The organism is Bradyrhizobium sp., assembly GCF_036735945.1.
Taxonomy (GTDB): domain Bacteria; phylum Pseudomonadota; class Alphaproteobacteria; order Rhizobiales; family Xanthobacteraceae; genus Bradyrhizobium.
This window is the reverse complement of the sequence record NZ_DAINNI010000008.1, coordinates 40,074-52,700: the sequence shown is the minus strand read 5'-3', so window position 1 is coordinate 52,700 and position 12,627 is coordinate 40,074. Positions and strand designations below refer to the sequence as shown.

General features: G+C 63.8%; 12 protein-coding genes and 2 tRNA genes. 3 read left to right on the top strand and 11 right to left on the bottom strand.

Translation table 11 applies throughout. From position 1 onward, the window contains the following. Positions 1-9: 9 nt before the first annotated feature. Positions 10-969: a lipoyl synthase gene (gene lipA / locus V7E26_RS04755; protein ID WP_324414004.1), complete on the bottom strand. Its 960-nt coding sequence runs from the start codon at positions 967-969 to the stop codon at positions 10-12. A 145-nt stretch (positions 970-1,114) separates the two neighbouring features. Between lipA and V7E26_RS04750 the strand changes: the two genes are divergently transcribed. Continuing rightward, the gene (locus V7E26_RS04750) at positions 1,115-1,720 is read left to right on the top strand and encodes a DNA-3-methyladenine glycosylase (RefSeq protein ID WP_324414002.1); all 606 of its coding nucleotides are present in this window, start codon (positions 1,115-1,117) and stop codon (positions 1,718-1,720) included. A 154-nt stretch (positions 1,721-1,874) separates the two neighbouring features. Here V7E26_RS04750 and V7E26_RS04745 read toward each other — a convergent pair whose 3' ends face one another. From V7E26_RS04745 to V7E26_RS04715, 7 genes are all read right to left on the bottom strand, one after another. Continuing rightward, positions 1,875-2,318 (bottom strand): nuclear transport factor 2 family protein, encoded by a 444-nt coding sequence (locus V7E26_RS04745; protein WP_324414001.1) that lies wholly within the window; start codon positions 2,316-2,318, stop codon positions 1,875-1,877. 70 nt (positions 2,319-2,388) lie between these two features. Beyond that, entirely contained in the window at positions 2,389-5,256 is a 2,868-nt protein-coding gene (locus tag V7E26_RS04740; RefSeq protein WP_324413999.1) for a valine--tRNA ligase, read from the bottom strand. A gap of 303 nt (positions 5,257-5,559) precedes the next feature. Then, positions 5,560-6,258, bottom strand: a complete 699-nt coding sequence (locus V7E26_RS04735; RefSeq protein ID WP_324413997.1) for a PopZ family protein — start codon at positions 6,256-6,258, stop codon at positions 5,560-5,562. Positions 6,259-6,282: 24 nt separating this feature from the next. Next, positions 6,283-6,540, bottom strand: a complete 258-nt coding sequence (locus tag V7E26_RS04730; RefSeq protein ID WP_324413995.1) for a hypothetical protein — start codon at positions 6,538-6,540, stop codon at positions 6,283-6,285. Between the two features lie 30 nt (positions 6,541-6,570). Next, complete coding sequence (locus V7E26_RS04725; RefSeq protein ID WP_324413993.1) at positions 6,571-7,980, bottom strand: TolC family outer membrane protein; 1,410 nt, start codon at positions 7,978-7,980, stop codon at positions 6,571-6,573. 245 nt (positions 7,981-8,225) lie between these two features. Further along, a complete protein-coding gene (locus tag V7E26_RS04720; protein ID WP_324413991.1) occupies positions 8,226-8,891 on the bottom strand; it encodes a protein-L-isoaspartate O-methyltransferase family protein in 666 nt (221 codons plus the stop codon). 144 nt (positions 8,892-9,035) lie between these two features. Further along, a complete protein-coding gene (locus V7E26_RS04715; RefSeq protein ID WP_324413989.1) occupies positions 9,036-9,233 on the bottom strand; it encodes a hypothetical protein in 198 nt (65 codons plus the stop codon). Positions 9,234-9,501: 268 nt separating this feature from the next. Between V7E26_RS04715 and V7E26_RS04710 the strand changes: the two genes are divergently transcribed. Continuing rightward, positions 9,502-9,576: transfer RNA gene (locus V7E26_RS04710), tRNA-Asn, on the top strand. Between the two features lie 65 nt (positions 9,577-9,641). Here V7E26_RS04710 and V7E26_RS04705 read toward each other — a convergent pair. Then, on the bottom strand, positions 9,642-9,899 hold the full coding sequence (locus V7E26_RS04705) for a hypothetical protein (protein ID WP_324413987.1): 258 nt from the start codon (positions 9,897-9,899) through the stop codon (positions 9,642-9,644). 254 nt (positions 9,900-10,153) lie between these two features. Between V7E26_RS04705 and V7E26_RS04700 the strand changes: the two genes are divergently transcribed. Further along, positions 10,154-10,333, top strand: coding sequence for a hypothetical protein (locus V7E26_RS04700; protein ID WP_324413985.1), 180 nt, complete (start codon positions 10,154-10,156; stop codon positions 10,331-10,333). Between the two features lie 59 nt (positions 10,334-10,392). Here V7E26_RS04700 and V7E26_RS04695 read toward each other — a convergent pair. Together V7E26_RS04695 and V7E26_RS04690 are read right to left on the bottom strand one after the other, a co-directional pair. After that, positions 10,393-10,466, bottom strand: a tRNA-Cys gene (locus tag V7E26_RS04695). Between the two features lie 485 nt (positions 10,467-10,951). Then, on the bottom strand, positions 10,952-12,439 hold the full coding sequence (locus tag V7E26_RS04690) for an SPASM domain-containing protein (protein ID WP_324414097.1): 1,488 nt from the start codon (positions 12,437-12,439) through the stop codon (positions 10,952-10,954). Between the last annotated feature and the right edge of the window lie 188 nt (positions 12,440-12,627).

The window sequence follows — 12,627 nt, the reverse complement described above, 5'->3', positions numbered from 1 at the left end:
AATCCGAGGCTAGCGGCCCCGCGCGATGCGCGCCGCCTGCAGCTTGGCAAAATCCTCGCCCGCATGGTGCGACGAGCGCGTCAGCGGGCTCGCCGATACCATCAGAAAGCCCTTGGTGTAGGCGACCTTCTCGTAGCCCGCGAACTCGTCGGGGGTCACGTAGCGCATCACCGCGTGGTGCTTGCGGGTCGGCTGCAGATACTGCCCGACGGTCAGGAAATCGACATCCGCCGAGCGCAGGTCGTCCATCACCTGCAGCACCTCGTGGCGCTCCTCGCCGAGCCCGACCATGATGCCAGACTTGGTGAAGATCGTCGGATCGATCTCCTTGACCCGCTGCAGGAGCCGGATCGAATGGAAGTAGCGCGCGCCCGGGCGCACGGTGAGATACCGCGCCGGCACGGTCTCCAGATTGTGGTTGAAGACGTCGGGCTTGGCCGCCGCCACCACCTCCAGCGCGCCTTCCTTGCGCAGGAAGTCCGGGGTCAGGATCTCGATCGTCGTGGTCGGGCAGCGTGCGCGAATGGCGCGGATAGTCTGCGCAAAGTGCTCCGCGCCGCCATCGGCGAGGTCGTCGCGATCGACCGAGGTCACGACGACATGGGTCAGCCCGAGCTTGAAGGTCGCCTCCGCGACATGCTCCGGCTCGCTCATATCAAGCGCGCCGGGCATGCCGGTCTTGACGTTGCAGAACGCGCAGGCCCGCGTGCAGGTGTCCCCCATGATCATGAAGGTGGCGTGCTTCTTGTCCCAGCACTCGCCGATATTCGGGCAGCCGGCCTCCTCGCACACCGTGACGAGGCCGTTCTCCTTGACGATCTTTCGCGTATCAGCGTAGCCGCGGGTGTTCGGCGCGCGCACCCGGATCCAGCCCGGCTTCGGCGGCGACAACGCATCGGGCCGGTTCACCTTTTCGGGGTGACGCGGGCGTACCTGGTTCAAGGAGACGGTATCGACAAGGACGACCATGTTGAGTCCGGAAATTGCGAGAATACCTAGCTAATCCGTGTCGCCGGTAGCTGCAACAGGCCGCGCGCCCCTGGCTCGCGAAACCCCGCAGATCGTGCAACATAATGACGAATTTCACCTCATCCGCGAACGATTCTCACCTGAAATGGTTCAAAACCCCAAGCCTGCCGACGGCACCATCCCCCGACTCGGCAAGCCGCTGAAACGCTCGTTTTTCGACCGCAGCGTGCACGAGGTCGCGCCCGACCTGATCGGGGCGACGCTGCTGGTCGGCGGCGTCGGCGGCATCATCACCGAGGTCGAGGCCTATCACCATACCGAACCGGCCGCGCATTCGTTCAACGGCCCGACCCCGCGCAACCGCGTGATGTTCGGCCCGGCCGGCTTTGCCTATGTGTACCGCTCCTACGGCATCCACTGGTGCGTGAACTTCGTCTGCGAGCGGGCAGGCTCGGCCAGCGCCGTGCTGATCCGCGCGCTGGAGCCGACCCACGGCCTTGCCGCCATGCGCCGCCGCCGTGGCCTGCAGGAAGCCCGCGCGCTGTGCTCCGGCCCAGGCAAGCTCTGCGAAGCACTCGGCATCACGATCAAGCACAATGAGTTGCCGCTCGATCAGCCGCCGTTTGCGCTGCATGCGCGTGTGGGCAAGGTGGAGACGATCGCCGGCGTTCGGATTGGAATTACGAAGGCGGCCGATCTGCCGTGGCGCTATGGGCTGAAGGGGTCGAAGTTTTGGAGCAAGCCGTTTTGACAGGGAGCAACCTCTCTCAGCCGTTATTGCGAGCGCCATTGGCACCCCGCATGCGGAACGGATGGATTGCTTCGCTGCGCTCGCAGTGACGCCGATTTCTGAACATGCGATACGCCTTATATCGCTTCGCGCACAACGCTTGCTGTAGTGCGCGTCAAGTGCGTGGCGGGCCACATTCGCTGCGAACGATCGCGCCGGCTTCGTTGAAGTTGAGGCGCGCCTGCACCAGTCCCTCCGCCACGGCGTATGACACCACGACCGTACGGTCGTCCATCTGCAGGCCCTCGAGCTCGCCGGCGGGCTTTTCGACAAAACGCTGCCGCCAATATTCGGTGAGCGCCGCGCGGCCGATTACCGTGGCTTGCCCGTTGCAGCCACACTCCAGCGAGGCATCCGGGGCATACAAATCAACAATCGAAAGGTCGTTGGCGCGGTAGGCATCAAGCCAGTCAACCGCCGCGGCCATCGGGTCAAAGGAACTCATCGTCCTGCCTACCTGCCAAAAAGGAAGGCGGATTAGGGCGCGCTCCATGAACGCCGGCTGAATGTGACGCTCGAAAATGCTCCGTTCGGCGTCCCACCGTATTTCTACGGACAATATCGTGATCGGGCGCGCATTCGCGCGACCCGTTGGATCGCAATGACAGGGATGGGGCGGCGGCTGCGGGCTACGACGCCATCTTCAGGCGCTCCAGCGCTTCCTGGAGCTTTGCCTTGCGCGCCACGGCCGCTTCGCGCTTTTCCTTTTCTTCCTCGACGATCTCTTCGGGCGCGTTCGCCACGAACTTCTCGTTGCCGAGCTTGGCGTCGACGCGCCTGATATCGGCGTCGGCCTTGACGATCTCCTTGTCGAGGCGGGCCTTCTCGGCGGAGAGGTCGATCACGCCCTTGAGCGGCAGTGCGACGACTTCGCCGCGCACCAGTAGCTGCACCGCGCCCTCCGGCGCGCGGTCGGCGAAATCGATCGCGGTGAGGCGCGCGAGGCGCTTGACGAAGTCGGCCCAGCGCTGGGCGCGCTCCTTGGTCTCGGCCGACGCACCGGACAGCACCACCGGGATCAGGGTGGCCGGCGGGATGTTCATTTCCGACCGTACCGAGCGGATCGCGGTGACGAGATCGACCACCCAGCCGATCTCGGCCTCGGCGGCGGGATCGCTGAAATCGCCGGCGTCGAGCACCGCCAGCGCCGGCGCGATCAGGACATCGCCAGGCCCCGCGGTCGTCATCGCCGCGATCTGCTCGACCGTGACGGCCCTCGCCTTGCGCGGCCATTCGGCGAGCACCAGGAGGCTCTCGCGCGCCGCCGTCACCGCCCAGAGTTCCTCTGTGATGAAGGGCATGAAGGGATGCAGCAGCTTGAGGATCTCGTCGCGCGCCCAGGCGATCATGGCGCGGGTCTCGGCTTTCGCCGCGCCCTCCTCGCCCATCAGCACGGGCTTTGCGAGCTCGAGATACCAGTCGCAATAGACGTTCCAGACGAAACGGTAGATCGCATTCGACGCATCGTTGAAGCGATAGCCTTCGATCGCCTCGGTGACCTCGCGGGTGGCGCGCGATGTCTCGTGCGCGATCCAGCGGTTCAGCGTCTCCTTTGCCGCCGTCGGATCGAAACCCGCCGGCTGCGCGCAACCGTTCATCTCGGCAAAGCGGCAGGCGTTCCAGAGTTTCGTCGCAAAATTGCGGTTGGTCTCGACGAGCTGCGGCGACAGTTTGATGTCGTGACTGTGCGCCGCGCCGCGCGCCAGCGCAAAGCGCAGCGCGTCCGCGCCGTATTCGTCGATCACGCCAAGGGGATCGATGACGTTGCCTTTCGACTTCGACATCTTGGCGCCCTTCTCGTCGCGAACCAGGCGGTGGATGTAGACGGTCGAGAACGGCGCGTCCTTCATGAAGTGGAGGCCCATCATCATCATGCGGGCGACCCAGAAGAAGATGATGTCCCAGCCGGTGACGAGGACGTTGGTCGGGTAATAGCGCTTCACTTCCGCCGTCTCGTCCGGCCAGCCGAGCGTCGAGAACGGCCAGAGTGCCGAGGAGAACCAGGTGTCCAGCACGTCCTCGTCGCGCGTGATGAAACCCTCGCGCCTGGCGGGGTTCTCCGCCATCTCGCGGCCCTGCTCTTCCGTGATGACTTCCTGCTCGACGTAGTAGCCGAGCGCGTTGCCGACGGCCTCCTCCTCGGTCTCGGCGACGAACACCTTGCCGTCAGGCCCGTACCAGGCCGGGATCTGGTGGCCCCACCAGAGCTGCCGCGAGATGCACCATGGCTGGATGTTCTCCATCCACTCGAAGTAGGTCTTTTCCCAGTTCTTCGGCACGAAGCTCGTCGCGCCCGAGCGCACCGCCGCGATCGCCGGCTGCGCCATGGTTTTTGCGTCGACATACCACTGGTCGGTCAGATAGGGCTCGATCACCGTGTTGGAGCGGTCGCCGTGCGGCACCATGTGGATGTTCGGCTCGATCTTCTCGAGGAAGCCGAACTCCTCCAGCCGCGTCACGATCTTCTTGCGCGCGGCGAAACGGTCGGCGCCATGCAGCTCTTCCGCCAGCATCAGCGCGCCTTCGGGCAATCCACGCAGATAGTCCTCGTTGTCGACGAGCGCCATTGAGCCCTCGCGATCCAACACGTTGATCTGCGGCAGGCTGTGGCGCTTGCCGACCTCGAAGTCGTTGAAGTCGTGCGCCGGCGTGATCTTGACCGCGCCCGAGCCCTTTTCGGGATCGGCATAGTCGTCGCCGATGATCGGGATGCGGCGGCCGACCAGCGGCAGGATGACATGCTGGCCGATCAGATGCCCGATCCGCTCGTTCTCCGGATGCACGGCGACCGCGGTATCGCCCAGCATGGTCTCGGGCCGCGTGGTCGCGACCACGATGAAGGTCGTGGGATCTTCCGGGTCGAAGGACTTGCCCGAGATCGGATAGCGCAGATACCACAGGCTGCCCTTGACCTCGACCTGCTGCACTTCGAGATCGGAGATCGCGGTAAGCAGCCTGGTGTCCCAGTTCACCAGCCGCTTGTCCTTGTAGATCAGCCCCTCGCGGTGCAGTTCGACGAAAACTTTCACGACCGCGCGCGACAGCCCCTCGTCCATCGTGAAGCGTTCGCGCGACCAGTCGCAGGACGCGCCGAGGCGCTTCAACTGATTGACGATGGCGCCGCCGCTCTCCGCTTTCCACTGCCAGACGCGCTCGAGGAATTTGGCGCGGCCGAGATCGCGGCGGCCCGGCTCCTGCCGCTCCATCAATTGCCGCTCCACCACCATCTGGGTGGCGATGCCGGCATGGTCGGTGCCCGGCTGCCACAGCACGTCACGGCCGCGCATGCGCTCGAAGCGGCACAGCACGTCCTGCAGCGTGTTGTTGAGCGCGTGGCCCATATGCAGCGAGCCCGTGACGTTCGGCGGCGGGATCACGATGGTGAACGGCTCGGCATCCCGCCGTCCGGGACGGCCGGCCTTGAACGCGCCGCTTCCCTCCCAGAGCAGGGACATGCGGCTTTCGATATCGGCGGGCTGATAGTTTTTCTCGATCATGGCACTGCAATTGGAGATGTCGGGGTGATCTCGGATCGAGCCGTCACCGGTCCATTCCGAGAATACGCATCAAAATCAACTCTTTGATTAGGCGTGATCTTATCGGAAAACCGGTGTCCACTTTTCCGGATCATGCTGTAGCGCCCGGTTCTGACGTCATCGGCGCCGGGCCGCCCCTAGAAAGCCGCCGCCGGGGCTCAAGTCAACCTGGACAACCCGGCACAGGGCAACGGGAAGCGGCGGTAACGCCGGTTTGAATGTCCGAAAGGGCCGTCGCGGCAGATGCACACGGCGGTCTTGAGACTAGCGCCCGCGCGAGACCCGCTCGATCTCGGCCTTGACGATCCGCTCCACGAGGCCCGGCAGGTTGTCGTCCAGCCAGTTCTTCAGCATCGGCCGCAGCATCTCCTTGACCAAATCCTCCAGCGTCCGCGCGTTGTTGCTGAGCACAGTGTTGGCCAATGAGTTGAACGCTGATTCCACGGCTGAGACAGTCGTACGCGAGAGGATCGGTTGCGGCGGCGGATCGTAGGACGGCTCGGGAGATGGTGGTCTTTTGGCTTCGCTGAATTCGATGTCGTCCGCCGGCTCGATCTTGCTGAACGACGCCGCAGGTGGCGGCGGCGCCGGATCGGGCAACGCCATCTCGTCGGTCAGTTCGAACACGTCGGGCTGCGGCGCCGGCCTGATCTCGGCCTCGGGCGTCGCCGCGTCGAGGCTCGCCAGCATCGCGTCAATGTCGTCCTGGTTGTTGCTGGCAGGCGCTGCGGCTGCGGGCGGCGGCGGAGCCGGCGCCGGCTTTGGCGCGGATACCGGCTTCGGCGGCGGAGCGATCGCCGACGGCGGAATGTCCTTCATCACGGGCTTGGCCGGTGCGGCAGCGGCCACTGCGGCTTCCGGCTTGGCGGCGGCAGGCTTGGCCTCGTCGTCGGCGATGATGCGACGGATCGACGCCAAAATCTCCTCCATAGAGGGTTCTTGGACCTTCGCAGGTTGCGTCATCGCCGACTCCACATCGAAACCATTTTATACCAAAGCCACGAAGGAATTGCCGGTTCCGGATATGCAGGCCGGGATTTTCACCACGCAAGCCTGACTTGTCCCCAGTTCAAGCCCGCCCGCACCATCATGCGGAAGGCCTGCTCCCCTCAAGATGACCCGCCGCGCGCCCAGCGTACGGACGCGATGCGAATCGCCCAGCTCGCCCCGGAAACGGTACGTCATGGCTGCAAATGATTGCAAGCAAAGCGCCCGGCGCATCAGGCGCCGGGCGATGAAATTCATTCCGTGTTGCGCGCGGGAATCGCGTCGATATCAGCGGCCGCCTTCGGGGGTGCGAACGCCGGCCCAGCTGTCGCGTACCTGATGATAATGCACGCTCGGGTCATAGATCGTCGTCGGCAGGTTGAGCACCTGCGGCTGCAGCCGCCCGACCGTGTTCAGCACGGAGTACGATGCCACCACGCGGTCATGCTGCGCGGTGACGAGCGCGACCCGCGCGTTCACCAGCGCCTGCTGGGCATTCAGCACGTCGAGCGTGGTGCGCTGTCCGGCCTTGGCTTCCTCGCGCACGCCGTTGAGCGCGATTTCCGACGCCTGCACCTGCGACTGGGCGGACTGGACCTGCGCCTTGCCGGCGACGAGTTGCCCCCATGCGGTGACGACGTTGGCGCGGGTCTGGTCCCGCGTCTGATCGAGCACCAGCCGTTGCTGCGCCGCCGTTTCCTTGGACTGGCGGATCAGCGAGTATTCGGCGCCGCCCTGGTAGATCGGCACGTTGAGCTGCGCCGTCGCCGAGGCGCCGAACGAGCGGTACAGCGTCTGGGTCGACTCGTAGGACTGCTGCACTGCGGCCTGCAGCGTGACGGTCGGCAGCAGCGCGCCCTCGGCGACCTTGACCTGGAGAAAGCTGACGTCGATGCCGAACATCGCCGCGGTGACGTTCGGATTCTGCGTCAGGCCCAGTTCGACGGCGGCCGGCAACGTCGACGGCAGGAAGCGATCGACCGGGGAGCCCGGCGCAAGATTTTCCGGCTCGTTGCCGATGATGCGACGGAAGTTCGAGCGCGTCGTCGTCAGATTGGCTTCGGCGGTCAGGAGCTGCGTCTTGCCGGCAGCGAGTTGCGCCTCGGACTGCGCGACGTCGGTGCGGGTGACTTCGCCGACATTGAAGCGGTCGCGCGTCTGCTTCAGCGTCTGCTCGAGCACGCGAACGTTGCTCTTCTGCACCTCGACGATCGCCGAGTCGCGCAAGTAATCCATGTAGACCGTGGCGGCACTGAGCAGCACGGCCGATTCGAGCGCGCGCAGCGCCTCGCGCGAGCCGGAAACCTGGCTCTCCGCCGCCCTGGTCCGATTCGCAGTCTGCTGGCCGTTGAACAGCGTTTGCGTGACGGTGGCGCCGACGCTGCGCGGCGGGTTGGCGCCGGCAATGTTGGTCCTCACGAGGCGGTTCAAGTCGCCGCCCTGCGTGCTCAGCGTATCCGTGTATTGGTAGCCCGCGCTGGCCGTGACCGCGACCTTCGGCCGGTAGCCCGACAGCGCCTGCGGCACGTTCTCATCGGTCACGCGCACCTGCGCGCGCTGAGCATTGAGCTGCGGATTGTTTTGATAGGCGCGCACCAGCGCTGCCTCGATCGTATCGGCCAAGGCGGGCATTGGGCCCATACAAGCTAACAGAAGGACCGAGGCCGCCGCCCCGGTAAACACCTTCACCCCACGCATCCCAAGCAATCCAATCATTTTTGTGCCAGCCCGTGATCACGATGGCACATGATCAATTAGCCGTACATCGCTTCACTCGAAGTGAGTCCCGGCTCACCTTATTCCCCACGCAGGCTGGACGGAACCACCCCTCGAGCAAACCCCGTCGAAACTCTTTACGTGGGGCAATCGGGCCACACTTCTGATTTCGAAGAGGATTTACCCGACCCTGCACGGCAAATATTGGGCGTCGAGACGGCGAAATGCTAGAAAACAAAGGCTGGAACGAGTTCCATGCCCGGCAGTACCGGGGCGGCCGCGTCGAACAGCGTGCGGTGACCGAAATCGCCGTGGGAACTGGTTACGAGGGTGGCCCGGGCCGGCCGCGAGGTCGCAAAAACGCCCACCAACCGGCCGCCATTGCGCAATTGTCCATAGAGTTGCTCCGGCACGATCTCGGTGGCGCCGTTCAGCACGATCACATCGTACGGCGCGCCGGCCGAATACCCCTCGGCCGCCGCCGCGGTCTTGACCGCGACATTTCCACAGCCGTTGCGGGCGAGAATGGCCTGCGCCTTCGCGGCCAGCGCCGAATCGGCCTCCGTCGCGGTGACCTCGGGGGCCAGTTGCGCGACGATGGCGGCGGCATAACCGGTCGCACAGCCGACCACGAGGACGCGGTCGCTCGTCTTGATCTCGGCGGCCTGCAGCATCTTCGCCAGCACCGCCGGTTGGATCAGATAGCGCTTGGCAGCGCCGGCTTCGCTGACGTCGAGATCGAGGTCGAGATAGGCCAGCGCCTGCCGGGTTTCGGGAACGAAGGCCTCGCGCGGCACTGCCAGCATGGCATCGAGAATGCGGATATCGGTCACGTCGCTCGGACGCACCTGACCATCGACCATATTCTGGCGCGCGGTCGCAAAACCGGACATTGGCTAAGACCCCGAAAGCATGCGGCGTGGCCGCCGAAACAGCGGAAAGTTGCGCCATCTTTGGTACAAGCGGGCGCAAAACGCAACACGCGGGGCGCGCGCGCCTTGGCATCGACGCCGGTCACGGGGAAATCGCGCGACCGCCTACTCGATGGTGACGGCGAGCCGCGCCATCAGCCGGGCAACCTCGTCGAGACGTTCCGTATCATGCGCTTCAATGGCTTGCGCGAGCCGCAACAGGCATTCGTCGTCGCTCATGGTGGGATTCGCGCTGTCGTTCGCGGCAGCGCCCGGAACGATCGAGGGCACTGTGCGGATCAGGTCGGTCACAATGGCTGGCATCGAATCAGCTCCCGTGAAATCCGGCGTGGCGGAGCCTTTTGGCCGATTGAGTCGAATTGGCGGCCACCCCATGCCTTCTGTGGATGACGCAATGGAGCGGGTCTGGTTCCCTGCCGCGGCGCCATAGGTCACAAAATAAGGACAAGCCGTTGCCGGGCGGCGGCTTTCCGGCCCCCTTAAAGCAAAACGACAGCCGGTGATTTGGTCCTTTGCAAGCCCGAAAGGCTTTGTTATACGCTCCCCGCTCGCGAACCCTTGGTTCGCCTATTCCTCGGTAGCTCAGCGGTAGAGCATTCGACTGTTAATCGAATGGTCGCTGGTTCGAATCCAGCCCGGGGAGCCAGCGCCTTGCCGCGCTGGCGCCGCTGCCCGCGCCTCGCAGACCTCTCACGACCTGGATCGACGCGCTTACCGGTCGAACAGCGCGGCGCAGGCCGGGCTCAGGCTGGCCTTCTGCCGGCGCATGCATGCGGTGATGGCGCGGACGTTCGGGATCTCGCCGGCGCAGAGCCGGTAGACGTCGGGCGTGCAGGCTTTGCGCTGTTCGGGCGTGCCGGGCTGCGCGGACGCCGAACCGCTCGCGATCAGCGTCAGGAAGAGACCGAGCATCGGCACAAGGCAGAAGCGATCGAGATGATCGGCACGTCGGGCAGAGATTGCATTCATGGCCGCGTTTCCTTCTGATCATGCCGCCTTGACAAGGCAGGCGGCATGGAGCCGGATACGCGAACTAAATTTTGGATAATGTGGTTTTTCTCACACGGCGTCCTGCCCGAGCGGTACTAGGGTGACGCAGAGAACTTCAACACTTCAGTAACCAAATAGGCCGCGGCGGCCGGATCGTTAAAATTCGAGCGATCCGCTCAATCCGGCAACAAAGTACATTTGCAATCATCGCCTCTGGAACCCCGGAGAGTGCGATGAGCGAAGTTGAATACGACCTGTTGCTGGAAGCCGTCCAGACGGCCATTGCGCCAGCCCCGGAGGATGATTTCGTGGTCCAGACCCAGCGCTCCTATCCGTCGCCGCGCGCGGCCAACGACAACCGCTCCCCCTGGCCGCTGGTCCCGTTTCCCGAGGGCTGGTACGCCGCCTGCTGACATCAAGGCCAGCCTGCTACGGCCTCTCGTATGATCGTCCAAGTCATTGATTATATGGATGGAGGCCACGACCAGAATTGAACTGGTGTACACGGTTTTGCAGACCGTTGCGTAACCACTCCGCCACGTGGCCCCATGAGCGCCGTTTAATACAGAGTGACAGTCACTTAGGCAACCTCCCTCGCCTGACGGCCCGCCGATTTCTGAAACTGCCAAACCGCGCAATTCCTGAAACTGCCGTGCACGGTCCGTTCTATTTGGAGAGGGTTTCGCCCATCACCGGCCGGGCGCTCATCAGGCCGCGTCAAACCGTCGAAGCACTCCTCCGTTATCCTCTGACGCCCATAGCGAACATCGGGCGAGACAGGGCTCCGCCTCGTGTCGCTGTGGGTTTCGTTCGGGCTGGATGAAGAGAGCTTCCGGCGCAAGAGCCTGCCCTAGATTCGCCAGACGATCGTTGGGCGAATCTTGACCTTCATGCATCCTGCGCGGCCTCTTCCCGCCCGGTAACGCGCGCCACCCAGAACACACCTAGCGTGGAGCCAATCCAAAACGTCAGGAGTATCGACGCCAGAACGCGCAGGCTTTTCATGCGGCCCCCTTGGTCTGGTTGGAGTTCTAAGCTGTCACCCGGTCCAGCAGTCGCCGCGCGCGCCGGATCACGCCGACCGCCACCCGCCTGGGCGCATAGCGCTCATAGCGCCGCACTACGATCGGCACATTGTCCAACTGGCTGACGCGAAAGATGCTTTCCCCATCGTCGGACATCTCGGCCCATTTGGTGCCGAGGCTGATCGAGAAGTCACCATCCGGGAGCGACACCTCGCAGCATCCACTGCGTACCGGTCCCCAGTAGCTAACTCCGCCCGCCGAACCTTTTGGGTAGATTCGCGCGACCAGCGGCACCGCGCCATGCTTGGCAATGCCGCGCGCCAGCTGCGCTTCAGGAATGCTCACCGTCACGCGCCGATGCGGTACGTTCACAAGGTCGAGAGGTATCTGCGCGCGCAGCAGTTCGAACAGGTCGCGCCAGACCGCTTTCGCTTCGTCCGGCACGTTCTGGATCCGCCAAATCACGGCAAGCGACGGGAAGAAGCTCTCGACCTCGGCCTTGGCCGCGTCGATCGCCTCGCCCCAGCCGGCCATGTCCAGGACCGGATCATTGAAGCAGCGCAACGATTCGTCCGGCGGCAGGGTGACGACCGGCGACATCGAAAATTGCAGCACCTCGTCTCGCGCAAAGCGGACCAGGTTCGGCAGATCATGAATGTTGGATTTCATGACACACATCGATATGCCGACGTTCGCCTTCGGCGATGGCGAAGCCTTCATCACTTCCTTGATACGGCGAATGTTGGCGCGCACCACATCGAACTTCGCGCCGAGCCGCACGCGCTCATAGGCCTCACCCGTGCCGTCGACGGAAACATTGATGGTCATTGTCTTGAAGCGCCGCAACCCCTCAAGGATGGATTCGGAGACGATCGTCGCATTGGTCGAGGTAGAAAAATCGAGATAGGGGTTTTTTCTGACGTCGAAGTTTGCCAGGAAGCGCCGCCAGATCGGCAGCAGAAATGGCTCGCCACCGCCCGCGACGATCCGCACCAGATACGGCGCCAGGCGCTCGATCTCCTCGGCCGCGTCCGCCCGATTGATCTCGGCCTCACGCGTGGATTCCTGGTAGCAATGGGTGCAACGAATGTTGCAGCGATGCGAGGGAATGTAGGAAATGATGGTCGGCTTCGCCTCGAGCACGGTCGCACCCTCGGCGATCTCGGTCTTCAGCACCACGAGATTTCGTCCGTGCGGCGTCTCGGTGTCGCCGTCCGCGTCGTTATCGTACTCGAATCCCAGCGCCATGCCCTGTTTGACCGCATAGCACTTTGCGCAGCCGGCTGCCTTGAGATCACCTTTTGCCATCCCGGCGCGGAGCTTCTGGTAGGGCTCGCTGTTCCAGATCTCCTCGATCGATTGCTCCTTCACGTTACCGACAGGGCTATTCAGATTGTCATAGGCGCCCCAATAGCAGCATGGCGCGACCGCGCCGGTCGAATCGATGATCATCTGCTGCCAGGGAATATGGCAACGCGGAACTATGGGTTGCATAATAGCCATAGAACAGCCTTCTGGTGTCAACACTTTTTATTATATGCAATATCACCATGACACAACTTTCGGCATGCATTGCGACGAGCATATGGGTCAAACCTCCTGTGGACAAAGCGGAGGTCGTCGATTGAGCGCGCCTCGGCTAATGAGGACGATCCGAAGCTCAAATGAAAGAGCTAACTTTT